Raw genomic sequence first — 20760 nt, forward strand, 5'->3', positions numbered from 1 at the left:
CCGGGGACCTTCTTCGTGCTCGGGGCTTGCCTTCGGAAATTTATCGATATATCTTTGAGCTATCAGAACAGAGAATGACAGTCTCTTGATATCGCTAGTTGAGAAGGAGAACACCATGAGTGCCATGGCACTTCCCGGCCCCTGGTCCTGGGACGCGAACAGCCCGCGTCGTGTGCGCGGCCCCTGGGGCCGGCGCCTCGGAGGCGGCCGCCCCGAGCGCCGCGGCCCCGAGTACCGCGGTCGCGGGCGCGGCGGTGGGTGGGCTGAGTTCGGATCGGTTCCACCCGAGCCCCCCATGCCGCCCGGAGTCCCGCCGTGGGGAGGCGGGCCCCCCGGGCCCGGTCAGCAGTTCGGCGGCTTCGGCCCCGGCGGCGGCTTCGGCCCCGGCGGGGGCTTCGGTCCCCGGGGCGGACGCGGCGGAGGCCGGCGCGGGAGCGGGTACCGTGCCAAGCGGGGCGACGTGCGCACCGGCATCCTGCTGCTGCTCGCCGAGGAACCGCGCAGCGGGTACGAGATCATCCGCGAGGGGCGCGACCGCAGCGGCGGCATGTGGCGGCCCAGCCCCGGCTCCGTCTACCCCATGCTCCAGCAGCTGGAGGACGAGGGCCTGGTCGCCCAGCAGACGGGTGAGGGGCGGCGGCGCCCCTACAAGCTCACCGAGGAGGGCATCGCCCACCTGGAGGAGCACGGCGCCGACCTCACCCCGCCCTGGGAGGCGGTCGCCGACGCCTACGCCGACAGCCGCTCCCGGTACGAGGAGGTCGGCACGCTGGCCTACCAGCTCACCGCCGCCGCGGCGCAGGTCGCCCAGGCGGGCAGCGCCGAGCAGCTGGAGCGCGCCAAGCGCCTCCTGGCCGAGACCAGGCGGGGTCTGTACCTGATCCTCGCCGAGGAGGACGGGGGCTCCGGAGACGGGGACGGCGAAGCCGAGCTCTGAACCGCACCGCCGGCGCCCGCGGACGCACCCGTCCGCGGGCGCCGGCGCGTGTCAGGAGTGTGCGCCGCCCCGGCGTGCCGCATCCCGTGCACGTCGGTGACGCGGCCGAAGGAGCCGGTTCCGCCCGGCCCCCTGAGCACACTCGTGCCGGCGGCCGGGCGCGCCGCGGCTACACGCCGGTGGTGCCGTCGGCGAGTTCGCGCAGAAGGTCCAGGTGGCCGTTGTGGCGGGCGGTCTCCTCGATCATGTGCACCAGCACCCAGCGCAGCGTGGTGGACTCCTCGTTCCGTCGCGCGCTCGCCGCCACGGCGTCCAGCTCCAGCTTGGCGGTGATCTCGCGCGAGCGGGCGCACTGGTCCTCGTACTCGTCGAGCAGCCGGTCCAGGGGGACCTCCCCGCCCCGGCGCCACTCGGCGTCCGGATCCTGCGGAGTGGCGTAGCCCTGATCGGGCAGCCCCATCAGGACCATCTCGAACCAGGCGTGCTCCACCCACCGCAGATGGGACACGATGGCGCCCACGCTCATCAGCGGCGACGTCGGCAGGGGCGTCGCGGTGGCGTGTTCGGCGGACAGCCCGGCGCACTTGGCGTGGACCGTGGCGCGGTGCCACTCCAGCCACGTGGTGAGCATCGTGCGCTCGTCGGCCGACTTGGGCGGGTCCACGCGGCCGGGCACGGGCGTGGATGCGTTCTCATCACTCATCCGGGCATTCTCCCGGGCACGGGTTCCCGCATCCACCGGTTTTGCCGATCTCGTCCACCCGGTGTGTCAGGAAGGCCGGCACGGGCGCCGGCGGACCGCGCTCCGCGCCACCCGCGACGTGCCCGGACGGTCATTCGCCGGTGGTGCCGTCGGCGAGTTCGCGCAGCACGTCCAGGTGGCCGTTGTGGCGGGCGGTCTCCTCGATCATGTGTACCAGCACCCAGCGCAGGGTCGGATGGGGGCGGGTGCGCCGTGCGCCCGAGCCCAGTTCCAGCTTGGCGGTGATCTCGCGCGAGCGGGCGCACTGCTCCTCGTACTCGTCGAGCAGCCGGCCCAGCGGCAGCTCCGCGCCCAGGCGCCACTCGGCGTCCGGGTCCTCCTCACCGTAGGGGGCCCGGTCCGGTTGGTTGAGCATCACGGCCTCGAACCAGAACGCCTCCACCCAGCGCAGGTGGCACACCACACCGCCCACCGTCATCAGCGGGGAGGTCGGCAGCGGCGCCGCCGCGGACAGGTCCGGGGACAGCCCGGCGCACTTGGCGTGGACCGTGGCGCGGTGCCAGTCCAGCCACGTGGTGAGCATGGTGCGCTCGTCGGCGGCCATGGGCGGGTCGACACGCCGGAGCACGGGGGCGGCCAGGGGACCGTTCTTGTCACTCATGCCGGTATTCTCCGTTCCGGCCGTGCCCCGTATCCACTGGTTTTCCCGCAGGCCGGGACGGGGCGGAGAGAGTGGGGGAGATGGCGGACCAGAACCGGTCGGACACGTCGGCGGTGCGGCGCCAGCTGACGGCGGGGGTGTGCGTCCTCGGAGCCCTGCTCCTGCTGGGCGCGCTCCTGGGTCCCCTGTGGTGGCAGATCGCGCCCCGGGCGGAGGGCACCGCCCTGGGCGGGGGCGAGGTCTTCACCGGCACCACCGAGGCCGTGTTCGCGGGGGAGGGCTACTTCGTCCTCATGACCGGCCTGGCGGGGCTGGCCACCGGCTACACCGCCTACATGGTCCAGTTCCCGCTGGCCCGCCGCCGCTTCCAGGACCTGCGTATGGTCTGCCTGGTCGCGGGCTGCCTGGGCTCGCTGGGAGGCGCGCTGCTCACCTGGCGCCTCGGAGTGGCCCTGGACGGCCCGGCGCACGACGCCGTCGCCGCCGCCGACCCCGGCGCCACCGTCCGGACCGGGCTCCAGCTCGACGCGACCGCCTTCCTGCTGATCTGGCCGTTGATGTTCGTCCTGCAGTACGGGCTGCTCGACGCGATCAGCCTCGTGCGCCGCGACCAGCCCGGCGTGCCCGGACCGGACCCGGCGGACACGGACGCGGGGGAGGCCGACCCGCACTCCGGCCAGGCACCGCCCGCCCGGCCGGCCGCCGCCGAGGAGCAGGCGCGGCCGGAGGACCCTCCCCGCTGACCCCGCGCCGCCTCACAGGGTCTGGACGGTGTCCTCGTACATGCCGTCGAGCAGGTCCCGGTACTTGTTCTCCACCGCCCGCCGCCGCATCTTGAGACTGGGCGTGATCTCGCCCTCCTCCACCGTCAGGTCGTTGGGCAGGATCGCGAACCTCTTGACGGTCTCGTGCCGGGGCAGGTCCCTGTTGAGCTCGTCGACGGCCTCCTGCACCATCTCCCTGACCTTCGGCTCGCGGGTCAGGCCCGCGTAGTCCAGCTCGCCCAGGCCGTTGTCGGCAGCCCACGCGTCGATGGCCTCGGGGTCCAGGGCCACCAGCGCCACGCAGTAGGGGCGCCGGTCGCCGTGCACCACCAGGTTGCTCACGTAGGGGCACAGCGCCTTGAAGCGGCTCTCGATGGTCTGCGGCGCCACGTACTTTCCGCCGGAGGTCTTGATCAGCTCCTTCTTGCGGTCGGTGATGCGCAGGCGCCCGCCCTCCAGGACACCGATGTCGCCGGTGGCGAACCAGCCGTCCTCGGTGAGCACCTCCTCGGTGGCGCCGGACAGGTTGTGGTAGCCGCGCATCACGCCGCCGCCGCGGATGAGGACCTCCCCGTCCTCGGCGATCTTGACCTCCGTGCCCGGCATGGGCAGCCCGACCGTGCCGAACCTGATGTCGCCGGGCCGGTTGACGAACGTTCCGGCGCTGGTCTCGGTGAGCCCGTACCCCTCCAGGATGGTGATCCCGGCCCCGTAGAAGAACCGCCCGATGTCGGGGGACAGCGGCGCGCTGCCGGAGATGAGGAACTTCAGCCGCCCGCCGAAGAGCGCCCGCAGCCTGGCGAACACGAGCCTGTCGGCGATCCTGTACTGGACGGCCAGCAGGCCGGTGGGCTCCCGGCCCTCCTCCTTCAGGCGCGCGACCCGGTCTCCCACGCCCATGGCCCACCGGAAGATCCGGTACTTGGCCGCACCGCCCTCCTTGGCCTGCACGACCACCCGGTTGTAGACCTTCTCGAAGATGCGCGGGGCGGCGGCCATGAAGGTGGGCCGCACGACGGCCAGGTTCTGCACGATCCTGTCGACCCGGCCGTCCACCGCGGTCTTGAACCCGATCCGCAGCTGGCTGACCTGCATGACCTTGCCGAAGACGTGCGCCAGCGGCAGCCACAGGTACTGCACGTCGTCGATGCCCATGAGGTCCCAGCCCCGCTGGCGCAGCTCGGCGTCCAGCTCCTCCATGGCCCGGGCCTCGTAGAGCCAGTTCGCGTGGTCCAGGCGCACGCCCTTGGGTCTGCCGGTGGTGCCGGAGGTGTAGATCAGCGTGGCCAGGTGGTCGGGCCGCACGCCCGCCACCAGCTTCTCGAACAGGTCGGGCTGCTCGGCGTGCAGCGCGGCGCCCGCGTCCGCCAGTTCGTCGAGGGTCATCACCCAGCCGTCGTCACCGCCCGCGGCGCCCTCGAAGGCGATCACCCTGGACAGGCCGGGCATCTGGGCACGCTGGTCGACCAGCTTGGCGACCTGCTCGTCGTTCTCGGCGAAGGCCACCATGCTGCCGGAGTCGGAGACGATGTAGGCGCAGTCGGGCGGGGTGGAGGAGGGATAGATGGTCGTGGAGGCGCCGCCCGCGCACAGCACGGCCATGTCGGCGAGGATCCACTCGATCCGGGTGCTGGAGGCGATCGCGCACCGGGCCTGGGAGGTCACCCCCAGGGAGTGCAGGCCCAGCGCGAGGTCGCGCACGCGGTCACGGGTCTGGGACCAGGTGAGGGTCTGCCACTCCTCCCGGGCGCCGCCCGGATCGGGGAGGGGGTAGCTGAAGGCCTCGGCGTCACCGGACTCGGCGACGCGGGAGAGGAACATTCCGGGGACCGACTGGAAGGGGGAATCAGTGTTGCCCATGTCACAAAACTACTCTTGGGTAGATGGACCGGCAACAACCGGTGTACGGCTCTCCCGGAGGGTTCCCGACGCCCCGCCGGCCCCGCCCGTGCCCGCGGCCCGGGTCAGGGGGAGCCGATCGGCGCGGTGACCGCCTCGGTGAGCTTGATCAGGTCCTGCGGCTTCAGTTCCATCTGCAGCCCCCGCCGCCCGGCCGAGACGTAGACCGTGGGCAGGGCGGTCACCGAGGCGTCGATCACGGTGCGCAGCCGCTTGCGCTGGCCCAGCGGGCTGATCCCGCCGCGCACGTAGCCGGTGGCCTTCTCGGCCAGGGCCGGGTCGGCCATGGCGGCCCTCTTGCCGCCGACCGCCGCGGCCAGCGCCTTGAGGTCGAGCGTGGTGCTGACGGGGACGACCCCCACGATGAGCCGCCCGTCCACCTCGGCGATCAGCGTCTTGAAGACGTGCTCGCGGGGAACGCCCAGCGCGTCGGCGGCGACGGTGCCGTAGGAGTGCCCGTCCGACGCACCGTCGGCCTCATAGGGGTGCAGTGTGTACGTGGTCTTGGTCCGCCCCGCGGCCACGGTCGCGGGTGTGGCTTTTGCGCTCATCGAGTACCTGGTTCCTCTCCTGCGCGTGAACGCGCTGGTGCGTGCGTTATGAACACGCCCGGATCGGGACCCCGGGCACGCCGCACCGGTTCGCACAGCAGGCTAGGTGACCGGAGCCGCGAGTGCGTGAGGGGACGTGCGGGAAAGGTGGTGTTTTCGCTGCCCGGCCCCGAGGTCGGGACCTTCGGCCCGTGTCCGCGACGTCCTCAGTTGAACGAGACGCCGTTGTCGAGGAAGGGGCCCGCGGGAAGGTTGGGCAGTGTGGGAGCGGCCACGATGCGGTTCTCCCGGCGCAGGAACCGGGCGGTGACGGCCAGCCGCGTCGCGGCGTCCTCCGCCTCCAGCAGCCGCTGCTTCTCCGCCTGGTCCAGGACCGTGGACGCGGCCACGCTGTAGGACAGCGCGATGGGGTCCTTGGGCAGCTCCGGGGAGGCGTCCGGCGACATCCCGATCGAGGCCAGGCGCTGGGAGTAGGTCGCGAACAGGTCCCTCACCCGCTCGGCGTGCTCCTCGACGTCCGGGCCCAGCGGCTCGGGCAGGAGGGCCACCGACGCGGTCGAGTACTCCTCCGGCGAGGCGGCGTCCACCTCGGTCAGTTCGGTGACGGCGAACCGCGCGCCGCCCTCCACGACCAGGTCGTAGCGGCCGTCCTCGTAGGTGCGCACGTCGCGGACCAGCGCGGTGCACCCGATCGAGCTCACCCGGGGCAGCGAGGTCCCGGGGCCGCCGGTGACGGGGACCCCGGTCTCCGCGCCCTCGGCGCTCTGCCCGGACTCGGCGGCCACCTCGTGGCCCAGCTCGATCCACACCACCCCGAACCGGCGCGGCCCGCGGTCGGGGCCGGTCAGCTCGCCCTGGGCGAGGGTGGGTCCGAGCAGCTCCGAGACCAGGCGGCGGTACCGCCGCTCGAAGATGTGCAGGGGAACGGTCATGCCGGGGAAGAGCACGGTGTTCAACGGGAAGATGGGCAGGGCCAAGGGCATGCTCCCAGTATGCCCCTCATGCCGGGAACGCGGGCGCCGGCGGCGCGCCCCGACACGGATTTACCGCGGAGGGGGCGCGGAGAACCCCTCCGCGGCCTCCCGCGCGAAGGGCGGCCCGGGGCCGGCGCCCGCGTTCCCCCCTCTTGGAACGGGCGCCCGGGCCCCGGGCCGCGGGAGTGGCCGCCCGGAGGCGGCCCGTGGTCCAACCCCTCAGGAGACGGAGGGGCCTGCGGTGCCGGGAGCGCCCTGGCTGCCGTTGTCCTCGCTGGGCATGTCGCGGGCGACGAAGGTCTCCACGTCGAACAGGTTGCCGTTGGAGCGGTCCACCACGTTGAGCAGAGTGGACATCTTGGCGACCTCCTCGGTCTGCTCCTGGATGAACCACTGCAGGAACTGCTCACCGGTGTAGTCGTCCTCGTCGCGGGCGACCTTGGCCAGGCGGTGGAACTGGTCGGTCACCTCGCGCTCCTGGCGCAGGGCCAGGGCGACCAGGTCGCGGGTGGCGAAGAAATCGGTCTCGATCTCGTCCACGCCCGGCAGGGCGAAGGAAACGTCGTTGTCGAGGAGGAACCGCACGATCATCATCGCGTGGTCGCGCTCCTCCAATGACTGCTCGTAGAAGACCCGCGCCAACTGGGGCAGGTCCTGATCGTCGAACCAGGCGGCGATGGCCACGTACTGGTGGGAGGCCGTGAACTCGTGCCGCACCTGGTCGACCAGGAGACGGTGGAACTTGGAAAGGCCGATATCGCTGCTCTTGCTCGAAGTCATGGCCCCACGATAACGCATAAAAAAGCTTTTTGTGAAACTCCCGAAGTGTCCCCTGAATTTGTTAGGCAAGCCTTTCTGAAGATTAATAAGGTTAGGTGTCCCAAACTTAGGCGACGCTTAATGGGGCTCTTTGTCGCACTCTGCTCGCCGATGCCCGGAAGGCGTGTACCCGCCGGTGGCGCCGGTGTGGTGTCCATCATCCGGACACCACCACCCACGGAATGGGAACCTCCCCCTAGACTGGGACCGTGATCAGTCGAATCGACCTCCGAGGCACCCAGGGCGACCCCCGCCAGGCCCTTCCCCGTGCGGAACTGGACGTGGCGGCCGCCGTCGAGCGCGTACGTCCCCTCTGCGAGGACGTACGCCATCGCGGGGTCGAGGCGCTGATCGAACTCACCGAACGCTTCGACGGCGTGCGCCTGACCGACATCCGCGTCCCCAAGGCCGCGATCGACGCCGCCCTGGCCGACCTCGACCCCTCCGTGCGCGCCGCGCTGGAGGAGTCCATCCGCCGGGCCCGCGCGGTACACCGCGATCAGCGCCGCACCGACCACACCACCCGGGTCGTGCCCGGCGGCACCGTCACCGAGAAGTGGATCCCCGTCGACCGCGTCGGCCTCTACGTACCGGGCGGCCGGGCCGTCTACCCCTCCAGCGTCGTCATGAACGCCGTCCCCGCCCAGGAGGCGGGGGTGCGCTCCCTGGCGGTGGCCTCACCGCCCCAGAGCGAGTTCGGCGGGCTGCCGCACCCGACCATCCTCGCCGCCTGCGCCCTGCTCGGCGTCGACGAGGTCTACGCCGTCGGCGGCGCCCAGGCCGTGGCCATGTTCGCCCACGGCGCGGGCCCCTGCGAGCGCACCGACATGGTCACCGGCCCCGGCAACATCTGGGTGGCCGCGGCCAAGCGCCTGCTCAAGGGCGTCATCGGTATCGACGCCGAGGCCGGCCCCACCGAGATCGCGATCCTCGCCGATGCCACCGCCAACGCCGACTACGTCGCCGCCGACCTGGTCAGCCAGGCCGAGCACGACGTCGTCGCCGCCTCCGTCCTGGTCACCCCGGACGAGGCCCTGGCCGAGGCGGTCACCCAGCGCCTCGCCGTCCGCGTGGAGGCCACCAAGCACAGCGACCGCGTCCGCGAGGCACTCTCCGGCCCGCAGTCCGGCATCGCCCTGGTCGACGACCTCGACCACGGCCTCGCCGTCGTCAACGCCTACGCCGCCGAGCACCTGGAGATCATGACCGCCGACGCCGCCGCGTGGGCCGCGCGCGTGCGCAACGCGGGCGCGGTCTTCGTCGGCGACTTCTCGCCGGTCTCCCTCGGCGACTACGCCGCCGGGTCCAACCACGTACTGCCCACCGGCGGCTGCGCCTGCCACACCGGCGGCCTGAGCGTGCAGACCTTCCTGCGCGGGGTGCACATCGTCGAGTACGACCGTGACGCGCTGGCCGACGTCGCCCACCACGTCATCACCCTGGCCAACGCCGAGGACCTGCCCGCGCACGGTGAGGCCGTCGCCGCGCGCACGGACCAGGCCTGAACCGACGGCCAGCCAGCCCGGCGGGAACCGGGCGCGCCGCGGCCCCGGCCACACCGGCCGGGGAGGCACGCCCGCCGCCCACAACCGACCATGAGCGTGGAACCGTGAGCTTCACCCTGAATGACCTGCCCCTACGCGACGACCTGCGCGGCCGCTCGCCCTACGGCGCGCCGCAGCTGGACGTCCCGGTGGTGCTCAACACCAACGAGAACCCGCACCCGCCCTCGCCGCGCCTGGCCAAGGCCCTGGCCGAGGCGGTCGCCGACACCGCCCTGGGCCTCAACCGCTACCCCGACCGGGACGCGGTCCGCCTGCGGGAGGGCCTGGCCGCCTACCTCGGCCACGGCCTGACCGCCGACCGGGTGTGGGCCGCCAACGGCTCCAACGAGGTCCTCCAGCAGATCCTCCAGGCCTTCGGCGGGCCCGGGCGCGTCGCGATGGGCTTCGAGCCGTCCTACTCGATGCACCCGATCATCTCCCGGGGCACCGGGACCGCCTGGGCCCCCGTACCGCGCGGCGCCGACTTCCGCGTCGACATGGACGCCGCCCTCGACGCGATCGCCGAGCACCGGCCCAGCGTCGTCTTCCTCACCTCGCCCAACAACCCCACCGGCACCGCCCTGGACATCGCCGACATCGAGCGCGTCATCCGGGCCGCCCCCGGGGTCGTGGTCGTGGACGAGGCCTACGCCGAGTTCCGCCGCGAGGGCACCCCCAGCGCCCTGGGCCTGTTGCCCGACCACCCCACGCTGATCGTCTCGCGCACCATGTCCAAGGCCTTCGCCCTGGCCGGGGCGCGCGTGGGCTACCTGGCCGCCCACCCGGCCGTGGTCGAGGCCCTCCAGCTGGTCCGCCTGCCCTACCACCTGTCCGCCGTCACCCAGACGGTCGCGCTCACCGCGCTCGACCATGCCGACGAACTCCTCGCCGCCGTCGCCGACCTGCGCGCCGAACGCGACTCCCTGGTCGCGTGGCTGCGCGCACGGGACTTCTCCGTCGCCGACTCCGACGCCAACTTCGTCATGTTCGGCGAGTTCGAGGACCGCACCAAGGTGTGGCAGGACATGCTCGACCAGCAGGTCCTCATCCGCGAGACCGGCCCGCCCGGCTGGCTGCGCGTCACCGTCGGCACCTCCGACGAGATGGACGCCTTCCGCCGGGCCCTGCTCCACGCCACCGGGCGCTGAACCGCGGACCACCGCCCGCAACGCCACCGGGCCGGCGCGGACCCGCCCCGCCCGCGCCCGGCAACCACCACACCACCGAGAGAGTGAGGCCGCCATGAGTCGCACCGGACGCGTCGAGCGCGCCACCAAGGAAACCAAGGTCCTGGTCGAGATCGACCTGGACGGCACCGGCGTCTCCGACGTCTCCACCGGCGTCGGCTTCTTCGACCACATGCTCGACCAGCTCTCCAAGCACGGCCTGTTCGACCTCACCGTGCGCACCGAGGGCGACCTGCACATCGACTCCCACCACACCATGGAGGACACCGCCCTGGCCCTGGGCGCCGCCTTCCGCGAGGCCCTGGGAGACAAGCGCGGCATCCGCCGCTTCGCCGACGTCAAGGTGCCCCTGGACGAGGCCCTGGCCGAGGTGACCGTCGACGTCTCCGGGCGCCCCTACCTGGTGCACAGCGAGCCCGAGGGGATGGCCCCGGTGATCGGCCGCGACTACGACACCACCATGACCCGCCACATCCTGGAGTCGTTCGTGGCCCAGGCCCGCGTGGCCCTGCACGTCCACGTGCCCTACGGCCGCAACGCCCACCACATCGTCGAGTGCCAGTTCAAGGCACTGGCCCGCGCCCTGCGCGCCGCCACCGAGAACGACCCGCGCGTCAGCGGAATCCCCTCGACCAAGGGTGCGCTGTAGATGGACACCGACCTGTGGGGCATACTCCTCGTCGTGCTGGGAGGCTTCCTCGGCGGAGGCGCCTACACGGTGTGGAGGGCCAACCGGGCCCTCGCCGTCGCCCTGGGCGCGTGCGCGGCGCTCGCGGCGGCCTCCGGTGTGCTCCGACTGGGCTACTTCTAAGAGGAAGGGCAGCTTCATGGCCTCACGTGTGGTCGTCTTCGACTACGGCTCCGGAAACCTGCGCTCGGCACAGCGCGCCATGGAGCGCACCGGCGCCGACGTCACCGTCACCTCCGACCCGCACGCCGCCCTGGACGCCGACGGCCTCCTCGTCCCGGGCGTGGGCGCCTTCAGCGCCTGCATGTCCAGCCTCAGAGCCGCGGGCGGCGACCGGATCATCGGCAGGCGCGTGGCCGGGGGCCGCCCGGTCCTGGGCATCTGCGTGGGCATGCAGGTGCTCTTCGACAAGGGGGTGGAGAGCGCCGACCCCGGCGCCGAGGCCGGAACCGAGGTGACCGAGGGCTGCGGCGAGTGGCCCGGCACCGTGGAGCGCCTGCGCGCGCCCATCGTGCCGCACATGGGCTGGAACACCGTCCGCCCGCCCGAGGACACCCGGCTCTTCGCCGGGATCGACCCGGCGGACCGCTTCTACTTCGTGCACTCCTACGCCGTGCGCGACTGGGAGTTCGTCTCCGCCAACGAGCGCATCGCCCCGCCCAAGGTGACCTGGGCCGAACACGGCGAGCCGTTCGTGGCCGCCGTCGAGAACGGGCCCCTGTGGGCCACCCAGTTCCACCCGGAGAAGTCCGGCGACGCGGGTGCCCGCATCCTGGCCAACTGGGTCGACACCCTCTAGGGGGACGCCGGCCTGTCCGGCCGCGCCTGCACGATTTGCCGACCAACGCCTCCCCGAACGAAGACGAGAAGGACCCATGACCGGCGAGACCACCACCCCCGTACTCGAACTGCTGCCCGCCGTGGACGTGGCCGGAGGCCAGGCCGTCCAGCTCGTCCAGGGAAGGGCGGGCTCGGGCGGGCAGTACGGCGACCCCTTCGAGGCGGCCACGGCCTGGCAGGACGCCGGCGCCGAGTGGATCCACCTGGTGGACCTGGACGCCGCGTTCGGCCGCGGCCACAACCGCGACCTGCTGCGCGACATCGTCGGACGCCTCGACGTGAAGGTGGAGATGTCCGGCGGCATCCGCGACGACGAGTCGCTGGCCGCCGCCCTGTCCACCGGGTGCAGGCGGGTCAACATCGGCACCGCCGCACTGGAGAACCCCGAGTGGTGCGCCAGGATCATCGCCGAGTACGGCGACCGGATCGCGATCGGCCTGGACGTGCGCGGCACGACCCTGGCCGCGCGCGGCTGGACCCGCGAGGGCGGAGACCTCTTCCAGACCCTGGAGCGCCTGGAGTCGGAGGGCTGCGCCCGCTACGTCGTCACCGACGTCAACAAGGACGGCACCCTCAAGGGCCCCAACCTGGACCTGCTGCGCACCGTGTGCGAGCGCACCGACAAGCCGGTGGTGGCCAGCGGCGGCGTGTCCAGCCTGGACGACCTGCGGGCGATCGCCACACTGGTGCCGCTGGGCGTGGAGGGCGCCATCATGGGCACCGCCCTGTACGAGGGCGCCTTCACCCTGCAGGACGCCCTGGCCGCGGTGCGCGAGACGAAGGGAGCGGACCAGTGAGCGTGGCGGTACGCGTCATCCCCTGCCTGGACGTGGACGCCGGACGGGTGGTCAAGGGCGTCAACTTCGAGAACCTGCGCGACGCGGGCGACCCCGTGGAGCTGGCGGGCACCTACGACGCCGACGGCGCCGACGAGCTCACCTTCCTGGACGTCACCGCCTCCAGCGGCGACCGGGAGACCACCTACGACGTGGTGCGCCGCACCGCCGACCAGGTGTTCATCCCGCTGACCGTGGGCGGCGGCGTGCGCACCACCGACGACGTGAACAGGCTGCTGCGCGCGGGCGCGGACAAGGTGGGCGTGAACACCGCGGCGATCGCCCGCCCCGAGCTCATCGGGGAGATCGCCGAGCGCTTCGGCCGCCAGGTGCTGGTGCTCTCCGCCGACGTGCGCAGGGTCCGCCCCGACGACAGGCCGACCCCGAGCGGGTTCGAGGTCACCACCCACGGCGGACGCCGGGGCACGGGGACCGACGCCCTGGAGTGGTGCGAGCGCGCCGCCGAGCTGGGGGCGGGAGAGATCCTGCTCAACTCGATGGACGCGGACGGCACCAAGGCGGGCTTCGACCTGGAGCTGATCCGCGCGGTACGCGCCCGTGTGGAGCTGCCGCTGATCGCCTCCGGCGGCGCGGGGGCCGTGGAGCACTTCGCCCCGGCGGTGGAGGCGGGCGCGGACGCGGTGCTGGCCGCGACGGTCTTCCACTTCGGGGAGTTCACCATCGCCGACGTCAAGAAGAGCCTGCGCGAGGCGGGCCACCCCGTCCGCTGAGCACGTCGCCGAGTCCTCCCGCGAACGGAACCGTTCGCGGGAGGACCCGGCACACCGTCCCCACGTGCGGGAGGACGGACGAGCGCGTCCCCCCGCGCGGCACCGGCGCCCGCCGCCGAGGGGGTCCCCGGTCCCGACGCCTCCCAGGACCCGGCCGGCCGCCAGGACCGCACCCGCTGGCCGGAACCGGCCCCGCCACGCCCCGGAACTGGACGGAATAGCACCGCCGCGTCCGGCGCTGAAACAATCCGGTGGAACCTGTCGGTGCCGCTGGATAGGTTGACAGGACGCGCGCACTCCACGGCTCCCCGGCATGCCCGGGAGCCTCCGTGCGCCTGTCGGGCTGCGCCGGGCCTGCCCCGGCCAGGGAACAGAACGGGGAGCGCATGGCGCAGGGCACGAGCACCAGGGATCCGCAGACGGAAGGAAGCACGGCCCCCTCCGGCCCGGGGGAGGGCGGCGGGGACGCCGATCCCCGGAAACGGCCCGCTGCGGACGCGCACACCGGCGTCTTCGGCCGGGGGATGCGCGTGCTGGGGACCGCCATCCGCACCGAGCCGTGGATCTTCCTCGTCGCCGTCGTCGGCGCCATGCTCCACGCCGCCGTCAACGTCGGCTCCGCCTCCGTGCTCGGCCACCTCACCGACGCCACCATCCTCCCCGCCTTCGAGCAGGGCACCACCACCGCGGCCGCCCTCCTCGCCGCCGCGGCGCTGCTCATGGCGGTCGGACTCGGCAAGGCGACCGGCATCGCCATGCGCCGCATGCTCGCCGCGCTCATGCAGTTCCGCATGCAGGCCCGCTACCGCCGCGCCGTCGCCCGCAAGTACCTCGGCCTCCCCCTGTCCTGGCACCACCGCCACGCCACCGGACAGCTGCTGTCCAACGCCAACGCCGACGTCGAGGCGGCCTGGCAGCCGCTCGCCCCGCTGCCCATGGCGGTCGGCAGCGTCTTCATGCTGGCCATCTCCGCCGTCGCCATGGTCACCACCGACCCGGTGCTCGCCCTGGTCGCCTTCGTCGTCTTCCCCGTCCTGGCCGCCGCCAACGTCGTCTTCCAGCGCCGCGTCTCACCCATGGCCTCCCGCGCCCAGGCCCTGCGCGCCGAGGTCAGCGGCGTCGCCCACGAGTCCTTCGACGGCGCCCTGGTCGTCAAGACCCTCGGCCGCGAGGACACCGAGACCGAACGCTTCACCCACGCCGCCCACCGCCTGCGCGACGCCCTCATCCAGGTCGGCCGGATGCGCTCGATGTTCGACCCCGTCATGGAGGCCCTGCCCAACTTCGGCGTGCTCGCCGTCCTGCTCCTGGGCATGTGGCGGCTGTCCACCGGCGCCATCGACCCCGGCGGCCTCGTCCAGATCGCCTACCTGTTCACCCTGCTGGCCCTGCCCATCCGCTCCTTCGGCTGGATCCTCGGCGACCTGCCCCGCAGCGTCGTGGGCTGGGACCGCGTCCAGTCCGTCCTGAACTCGGGCGGCGCCATGGAGTACGGCGACCGGACCCTGGAGGACACCCCGACCGGCATCGCCCTGAGCGCCCGCGGCGTCACCTTCTCCTACGCCGACGCCTACGACGCCGACGGCGGCGGACGCGACCTGATGGACGGCGGGGCCGCGACCGCCCGCACCACCGTCCTCAACGGCGTGGACCTGGACATCGCCCCCGGACGCACCGTCGCCCTGGTCGGCCCCACCGGCGCGGGCAAGTCCACGCTCACCACCGTGCTCATGCGCCTGGTCGACGCCGACTCGGGCACCGTCACCCTCGACGGGACCGACGTACGCGACCTGCGGCGCGACCAGATCCCCCGACACGCCGCCCTGGTGCCCCAGGGCACCTTCGTGTTCGAGGACACCGTCCGCGACAACATCACCCTGGGCGCCGACATCGGCGACGACCAGGTCTGGGCCGCCCTGCGCCTGGCCCGCGCCGACGGCTTCGTCGGCGAACTGGACGGTGGGCTCGACGCCCGGCTCGGGGAGAAGGGCACCACCCTCTCCGGCGGCCAGCGCCAGCGCCTGGCCCTGGCCCGCGCCATCGTGCGCCGTCCCCGGCTGCTCATCATGGACGACGCCACCTCCGCCGTCGACCCGCAGATCGAGGCACAGATCCTCGCGGGCCTGCGCGAACGCGACGGCGCCGCCACCGTGGTCGTGGTCGCCTACCGGCGCGCCACCATCGAACTCGCCGACGAGGTCGTCTACATGGAACGGGGGCGCGTCCTGGCCCGCGGCACCCACGAGGAACTGCTCACCACATCCCCCGGCTACACCAGGCTCGTCACCGCCTACGAGCGCGCCTCCGCCGAGAACGAGGCCGAGCGCGCCCCCCTCCCCGAGGACCCCGGGCCGCCCGAATCCGCCCGACGCAGCGACGCCACCGAGGAGACCAGCCGATGAGCGCACCCGCCCAGTCCCGCGCCGAGCAGCGGATCGGCCCCGGCGCGCGGCAGGGGCAGGAGGGCGGCGGCGCCGACCCGGCCCTGTCCCTGCACCGCTCCTCCGACGGCGCGATGGACACGCTCAGGCGCGGCCTCAAACTCTCCCCGGAGTTCGCACGGGGACTGTGGCTCACCCTGGTCTTCGCGGTCGTGGCCACCGCGGGCAAGGTCATCGTGCCCGTCGCCGTCCAGCAGATCATCGACAACGGACTCTCCGGCCCCGACGGGCCCGACCTGGACTTCGTCACCCGCATGGTGACCGTCTGCGCCGCCCTGCTCGTGGTCACCATGGTCTGCTCCTACCTGATGAACGTGCGCCTGTACCGGGCCACCGAGTCGGGCCTGGCCACGCTGCGCCGCAAGGCGTTCCGCCACGTGCACGACCTGTCCGTGCTCACCCAGAACAGCGAGCGCAAGGGCGCCCTGGTCTCCCGGGTCACCAGCGACGTCGACCAGATCAGCACCTTCATGCAGTGGGGCGGAATGCTCCTGCTGGTCAGCAGCGGCCAGCTCCTGGTCGCCACCACCCTGATGGCGGTCTACTCCTGGCAGCTCACCCTCGTGGTGTGGATCTGCTTCCTGCCGCTGCTGTTCGGCGTGCGCTGGCTCCAGAGACTGCTCTCCAAGGCCTACCTCAAGGTCCGCGAGAACACCGGCGACATGCTCGGTGTCATCGGTGAGACCGTCACGGGCGCCGCCGTCATCCGCGCCCACGGCATCGAGCGGCGCACCGCCGAGCGCATCGACACCACCGTCCAGGCCACCCGGCGCTCCCAGGTCCGCGCCCAGCGGCTGTCCATGGCGGTCTCGCCCTTCGCCGAGATCGTCGCGGCCGCCGGCAACACCGCCGTGGTCCTCGTCGGCGTCTGGCTCGGCCTGGACGGCGACCTGACCGCCGGACAGCTCATCGCCTTCCTGTTCCTGATGACCCTGTTCATCCAGCCGATGATGATGGCCACCGAGATCTTCAACGAGGCGCAGAACGCCATCGCCGGCTGGCGCCGCGTCCTGGGCGTGCTCGACACCGTCCCCGACATCGCCGACCCCGGCGAGGCGGGCCGGGAGCTGCCGCGCGGAGCGGTCCGGGTCTCCTTCGAGGAGGTCACCTACTCCTACCCCGAGGGCCCCGTCGTCCTGGACGACGTCAGCGTCGAGATCACCCCCGGCACCCGGGTGGCCGTGGTGGGGGAGACCGGATCGGGCAAGACCACCTTCGTCAAGCTGCTCACCCGCCTGATGGACCCCGACCGGGGCACCGTCCGGCTCGACGGCGTCGACCTGCGCGAGGTGGCCTTCTCCTCCCTGCGCGGCCGGGTGGTCATGGTCCCGCAGGAGGGCTTCCTCTTCGACAGCTCCCTGAGCGACAACATCCGCTTCGCCCGCCCCGAGAGCACCGACGCCGAACTGGAGGCGGCCATCACCGAACTGGGACTGTCGGAGTGGCTCGACACCCTCGCGCACGGTCTCGACACCCCGGTGGGCCAGCGCGGCGAGTCCCTGTCGGCGGGGGAGCGGCAGCTGGTGGCCCTGGTGCGCGCCTACGTCGCCGACCCGGACCTGCTGGTCCTGGACGAGGCCACCTCCGCCGTGGACCCGCACACCGAGGTGCGCATCCAGCGCGCCCTGGACCGGCTCACACGGGGGCGCACCTCCGTGGCCATCGCGCACCGCCTGTCCACCGCCGAGGCCGCCGACCGGGTGCTCGTCTTCGACGCCGGGCGCATCGTGCAGAGCGGCTCCCACACCGAGTTGGTCGACCAGCCGGGCGTGTACGCCGACCTGTACGCCTCCTGGGTGACCTCCTCGGCCTGACCGTGCTTGTTCTGGGGCTCCGCTCCGCTTCGCCCCGTGTTCGGGCGCCCAAAAGGCGGGAACCTTCGGCGCCTCCGGTGGGTTGGCTCGTTCCTCGCGAACCCACCTCCGGCACCTCCAGAACCCCGCCGGCGCCCGAACGACACCCCCAGGTGGCAGGTCGGCAGTCATCAGACGGGTAGTGTCATCGGCCGCGCCACCAGTGCGCCGCCAGCAGCTCCGCCACCAGCGGCTCCACCAGCAGGCTCACGTCCGGGTCGGAGTCGCCCGGATAGCGCACCGTCAGCTCCGCCCCCGGCACGCGCTCGCGGCCGGGGGTGGGGCCCACCGCCACGAACGCGCCCCGCAGGTGCCGCAGGTGCTCCGCGAAGCGCTCGTCGTAGGCCGACCCCGCGAACAACAGCGCCCGGTAGTCCGTCACCGCCGCCAGGTAGCGGCCGGTGTGCGACCACTCCCCGGTCTCGCACGCGTGCGCCACCCGCACCGGCCCCTTGCGCAGCGCCTGCACCCCCTGCCCCGCCGACGCCAACCGCTCGGCCGGGGCCACCAGGTGCACACCGTGCGGCGACTCCAGGGCCCGGGCGGCCTCGGGCACCCACTCCGGGGCGCTCCGCAGCAGCGACCCCGTCGCGTTGGCCGCCCGGCGCAGCAATCCGGGAAAGTTCTGGCTGCTTCCCGACACCGGCGCGCCCAGGCGGTGCCCCAGCAGCAGGAGCAGGGCCAGCGCGTGCTGGTAGGCGCGACACCCCAGGCCGCTCGCCTCCTCGCCCGCGTGCAGCGGCACCAGCAGGTCCGCCTGGCGCCCCACCACGGCGTCGACGGACGGAGCCAGCACGATCACCGGCGACCGCGCCACATAGCGGTCCAGGGCCGTGTACAGCTCCCGCTGCCCGCCGCCCAGGCTCACCGCCACCACCAGCGTCTCCGGGCCCGCGGGAGGCTCCTCCACCGAGGAGGAGAAGTCCGCGGTCGCCGCGATCCCGGCCCGGCGCAGGCGCGACGCCGCCACCGCGCAGGCGTGGCGCGCCGCGCCCAGGCCCAGGAAGCGCACCGAGGCGGGTTCGTCGTCCAGCAGGGCGGGCAGAGCGGCGTAGGGATCCCAGCGCGGGAAGCGGTCGGCGAGCGAGGCCAGCGCGTCGGGCTTGCCCGCCAGGTCGGCGGACAGGGACTCGGCGGTCACGGAACCCCCAGATGAGAGGAAGAGGCGGTGACGGTACGGACGCACGAACTCTAGTGGCTTGTCCCACGCTCCTCCCCTCCCACCGGCCCCGCCTTATGCGCTTGGCCCTCATACACCACCCGGTGCGGGACGCTCCACGGACGGCCATAACCTGGAACGCATGAGCGTCACCAGCCTCGCCCCGGACATCGCCGCCCGCCTGAAGCGGAACCCGGACGGCCTCGTCCCCGCCGTCGTGCAGCAGCACGACACCGGGGAGGTACTCATGCTCGCCTGGATGGACGACGAGGCGCTGCACCGCACCCTCACCACCGGCGCCGCCACCTACTGGTCGCGCAGCCGCGGCGAGTACTGGGTCAAGGGCGCCACCTCCGGCAACACCCAGCGTGTGGTGTCGGTCTCACTCGACTGCGACGGGGACACCCTGCTGGTCCGCGTCGACCAGAGGGGCGCCGCCTGCCACACCGGCGACCGTACGTGCTTCGACGCGGGGAGACTCCTGTGAGCTCTCCCACGCCTCCGGCGCGCGTGGGCCGGGAGTACGGCCTCGCCATGCTCGCCCTGGCCGCCGGTGCCGCCCTGCTGCTCGCCGCCGCCGGACGCCACTGGGCGACCGGCCGACTCGACGCGCCGGGGCCGGTCGCCCCCGCGCCCGTCGAACTCACCGGCACCGACCTCACCGGCGCCCTGAGCGGCATCGGCTGGGCCGGGCTGGCCGCGATCGCGGGCCTGTACGCCGCCCGGAACCAGGCCCGCCGGGCGGTCGGCCTCCTCGTCGCCCTCGGCGGCGCGGCCGCCCTGGGCGCGGTCTGGGACGCCACCCGCCCCGCCACCCTCCTGGCCGCCGTGTCCGAGAAGGCCGCCGACGCGGCCGGCGGCGCGCAGGCGGCCACCGCCCCCCAGCTGTCCGCCCTCGGCCCCGCCATGGCCGTGACGGGCGCCGTGCTGCTCGTCGCGGCGGGCCTGTTCGCCGTGGTAAGGGCCCCGGTCTGGCCAGGTATGGGCACCCGGTACGATCGGGACGCCGCACCGCGCGCGACCCGGGCAGAGACACCCTCCGACCTGTGGAAATCGCTGGACGCCGGTGAGGACCCCACACTCGACGCCCCCGGAGGCGCCGCGTCCGAGGGCGTCGCGGAAACGACCGGGGGCGACACGGAACACGCACCGCTGGCACCACGGCCAGCCGAACCTAAGGAGAAACCCTGATGGCGGACGAACACCACGAGGACCACGGCAACACCGTCTCCGCATGGTTCCTCACCCTCTCCTGGATCGTGGTGTGGAGCGCGGCGGCCTTCGCCATCGTCGCCATGGGCGGCAGCGTGCTGCTGTGGACGGCCATCGCCCTGGGCGTCAGCGTCGTGCTCGCCGCGGTCGCCGGCGTCATGAAGAAGGCCGGCCTGGGCCGCAAGGAGCCCCGTCCCGTCCCGCCCACACGCGAGGAGTGGGAGGCCGGCCGGAAGGCCGCCGCCGCCCAGCCCGAGCCCGCCGTGGCCCAGCCCGGACCCGCCCTCGACCCCGACGCCGAGTCCGCCAAGGCCTGACCGGGACCCGGTGAACCCGGGGGAACCGCAGCTCACAGTGAGCGAATGACCGAAAATGGACGAAGGTCGCATGGGACGGGTAGATTCACTCCACCGGCCCTGACTGTCGCGTTGGTCCCGTTCGGTGGGAGTCCCGCTGATCTGGCATCATGCGTTTTCCGCCCGCGACGTTGCCTCCGGTGATCCAACCCTGCCCCATGTTGGGTCGGCGTGCCGTCGGCGCGCCGCACAGAACCCCTGTCCTCTTCCGGAAAGTTGTACCTAGCATGAGTTATGGTCCCCCGCCCCCAGGCAACCCCGGCGGCGGCTACGGTCCCCCCAGCGGCGGCTACGGCGCCCCCGGCGGCGGTTACGGCGCTCCCGGCGGTACCCCTCCGGACAACGGCCTCACCTGGGCCATCGTGGCCATCTTCTGCTGCTGGCCCTTCGCCATCCCGGCCATCATCAACGCCACCAAGGTCAACGACCTGTGGAACCGCGGTGACCAGGCCGGCGCCATGGAGGCCCAGGCCCAGGCCAAGAAGTGGACGAAGCTCGCCTTCATCCTCGGCAGCATCGCCTACGTCCTGAGCATCGGGTTCTACATCCTGCTGATCATCATCGGACTCGGCGCCGCCTCCACCACCCCGACGTACTACTAGAAG

The 20760-nt window shown here is 72.8% G+C and carries 22 protein-coding genes; 15 read left to right on the plus strand and 7 right to left on the minus strand.

Going from position 1 to position 20760, the window contains the following annotated elements:
- Positions 1-115 precede the first annotated feature (115 nt).
- Positions 116-937 (plus strand): PadR family transcriptional regulator, encoded by an 822-nt coding sequence (locus A6A08_RS18590; protein WP_073703877.1) that lies wholly within the window; start codon positions 116-118, stop codon positions 935-937.
- A 169-nt stretch (positions 938-1106) separates the two neighbouring features.
- On the opposite strand, the gene A6A08_RS18595 is transcribed toward A6A08_RS18590, so the two are convergent.
- Both A6A08_RS18595 and A6A08_RS18600 read right to left on the minus strand, forming a co-directional pair.
- Positions 1107-1640 (minus strand): DinB family protein, encoded by a 534-nt coding sequence (locus tag A6A08_RS18595; protein WP_073703878.1) that lies wholly within the window; start codon positions 1638-1640, stop codon positions 1107-1109.
- Between the two features lie 130 nt (positions 1641-1770).
- Positions 1771-2301 carry a DinB family protein gene (locus A6A08_RS18600; protein ID WP_073703879.1) on the minus strand — a complete coding sequence of 177 codons (531 nt, stop codon included), beginning with the start codon at positions 2299-2301 and terminating at the stop codon, positions 1771-1773.
- A gap of 80 nt (positions 2302-2381) precedes the next feature.
- Between A6A08_RS18600 and A6A08_RS18605 the strand changes: the two genes are divergently transcribed.
- The gene (locus tag A6A08_RS18605) at positions 2382-3044 is read left to right on the plus strand and encodes a hypothetical protein (RefSeq protein ID WP_073703880.1); all 663 of its coding nucleotides are present in this window, start codon (positions 2382-2384) and stop codon (positions 3042-3044) included.
- A gap of 12 nt (positions 3045-3056) precedes the next feature.
- Here the strand turns inward: A6A08_RS18605 and A6A08_RS18610 are convergent, their stop codons facing one another.
- The 4 genes from A6A08_RS18610 to A6A08_RS18625 form a co-directional block, all read right to left on the minus strand.
- The gene (locus tag A6A08_RS18610) at positions 3057-4925 is read right to left on the minus strand and encodes a long-chain fatty acid--CoA ligase (protein ID WP_073703881.1); all 1869 of its coding nucleotides are present in this window, start codon (positions 4923-4925) and stop codon (positions 3057-3059) included.
- A 104-nt stretch (positions 4926-5029) separates the two neighbouring features.
- Entirely contained in the window at positions 5030-5515 is a 486-nt protein-coding gene (gene ybaK / locus A6A08_RS18615; protein WP_242422714.1) for a Cys-tRNA(Pro) deacylase, read from the minus strand.
- A gap of 206 nt (positions 5516-5721) precedes the next feature.
- Positions 5722-6498: an LON peptidase substrate-binding domain-containing protein gene (locus tag A6A08_RS18620; protein ID WP_073703883.1), complete on the minus strand. Its 777-nt coding sequence runs from the start codon at positions 6496-6498 to the stop codon at positions 5722-5724.
- 210 nt (positions 6499-6708) lie between these two features.
- Positions 6709-7269, minus strand: coding sequence for a ferritin (locus A6A08_RS18625; RefSeq protein ID WP_073703884.1), 561 nt, complete (start codon positions 7267-7269; stop codon positions 6709-6711).
- Between the two features lie 248 nt (positions 7270-7517).
- Here A6A08_RS18625 and hisD point away from each other — a divergent pair, with 248 nt between their 5' ends.
- The 9 genes from hisD (at position 7518) to A6A08_RS18665 (ending at position 17389) form a co-directional block, all read left to right on the plus strand.
- Positions 7518-8813 (plus strand): histidinol dehydrogenase, encoded by a 1296-nt coding sequence (gene hisD / locus A6A08_RS18630; protein WP_199866977.1) that lies wholly within the window; start codon positions 7518-7520, stop codon positions 8811-8813.
- Between the two features lie 104 nt (positions 8814-8917).
- Positions 8918-10000 carry a histidinol-phosphate transaminase gene (locus A6A08_RS18635; protein ID WP_073703885.1) on the plus strand — a complete coding sequence of 361 codons (1083 nt, stop codon included), beginning with the start codon at positions 8918-8920 and terminating at the stop codon, positions 9998-10000.
- A 94-nt stretch (positions 10001-10094) separates the two neighbouring features.
- A complete protein-coding gene (gene hisB / locus A6A08_RS18640) occupies positions 10095-10688 on the plus strand; it encodes an imidazoleglycerol-phosphate dehydratase HisB (protein WP_073703886.1) in 594 nt (197 codons plus the stop codon).
- Complete coding sequence (locus tag A6A08_RS28295; RefSeq protein WP_199866978.1) at positions 10689-10850, plus strand: hypothetical protein; 162 nt, start codon at positions 10689-10691, stop codon at positions 10848-10850.
- Between the two features lie 16 nt (positions 10851-10866).
- Positions 10867-11526 (plus strand): imidazole glycerol phosphate synthase subunit HisH, encoded by a 660-nt coding sequence (hisH, locus tag A6A08_RS18645; RefSeq protein WP_073703887.1) that lies wholly within the window; start codon positions 10867-10869, stop codon positions 11524-11526.
- Between the two features lie 76 nt (positions 11527-11602).
- Positions 11603-12364 carry a bifunctional 1-(5-phosphoribosyl)-5-((5-phosphoribosylamino)methylideneamino)imidazole-4-carboxamide isomerase/phosphoribosylanthranilate isomerase PriA gene (priA, locus tag A6A08_RS18650; protein WP_073703888.1) on the plus strand — a complete coding sequence of 254 codons (762 nt, stop codon included), beginning with the start codon at positions 11603-11605 and terminating at the stop codon, positions 12362-12364.
- Positions 12361-13134 (plus strand): imidazole glycerol phosphate synthase subunit HisF, encoded by a 774-nt coding sequence (hisF, locus tag A6A08_RS18655; RefSeq protein ID WP_073703889.1) that lies wholly within the window; start codon positions 12361-12363, stop codon positions 13132-13134. Before priA ends, hisF begins: the two co-directional genes overlap by 4 nt.
- Before the next feature lie 386 nt (positions 13135-13520).
- A complete protein-coding gene (locus tag A6A08_RS18660) occupies positions 13521-15536 on the plus strand; it encodes an ABC transporter ATP-binding protein (RefSeq protein ID WP_073703890.1) in 2016 nt (671 codons plus the stop codon).
- Complete coding sequence (locus A6A08_RS18665) at positions 15533-17389, plus strand: ABC transporter ATP-binding protein (protein WP_073703891.1); 1857 nt, start codon at positions 15533-15535, stop codon at positions 17387-17389. Before A6A08_RS18660 ends, A6A08_RS18665 begins: the two co-directional genes overlap by 4 nt.
- Positions 17390-17573: 184 nt before the next feature.
- Here A6A08_RS18665 and A6A08_RS18670 read toward each other — a convergent pair whose 3' ends face one another.
- The gene (locus tag A6A08_RS18670) at positions 17574-18569 is read right to left on the minus strand and encodes a sugar isomerase (RefSeq protein ID WP_073703892.1); all 996 of its coding nucleotides are present in this window, start codon (positions 18567-18569) and stop codon (positions 17574-17576) included.
- A 160-nt stretch (positions 18570-18729) separates the two neighbouring features.
- Here A6A08_RS18670 and hisI point away from each other — a divergent pair, with 160 nt between their 5' ends.
- The 4 genes from hisI (at position 18730) to A6A08_RS18690 (ending at position 20757) form a co-directional block, all read left to right on the plus strand.
- Positions 18730-19074, plus strand: a complete 345-nt coding sequence (gene hisI, locus A6A08_RS18675) for a phosphoribosyl-AMP cyclohydrolase (protein ID WP_073703893.1) — start codon at positions 18730-18732, stop codon at positions 19072-19074.
- Positions 19071-19778, plus strand: coding sequence for a Trp biosynthesis-associated membrane protein (locus A6A08_RS18680; RefSeq protein ID WP_073703894.1), 708 nt, complete (start codon positions 19071-19073; stop codon positions 19776-19778). The genes hisI and A6A08_RS18680 overlap by 4 nt, the downstream gene beginning before the upstream one ends.
- Positions 19778-20116, plus strand: coding sequence for an HGxxPAAW family protein (locus A6A08_RS18685; RefSeq protein WP_073703895.1), 339 nt, complete (start codon positions 19778-19780; stop codon positions 20114-20116). Before A6A08_RS18680 ends, A6A08_RS18685 begins: the two co-directional genes overlap by 1 nt.
- A 266-nt stretch (positions 20117-20382) precedes the next feature.
- Positions 20383-20757: a CD225/dispanin family protein gene (locus A6A08_RS18690; protein ID WP_073703896.1), complete on the plus strand. Its 375-nt coding sequence runs from the start codon at positions 20383-20385 to the stop codon at positions 20755-20757.
- The last annotated feature ends 3 nt before the right edge of the window (positions 20758-20760 follow it).

Source organism: Nocardiopsis sp. TSRI0078 (genome assembly GCF_001905145.1).
Classification (GTDB): Bacteria; Actinomycetota; Actinomycetes; order Streptosporangiales; family Streptosporangiaceae; genus Nocardiopsis.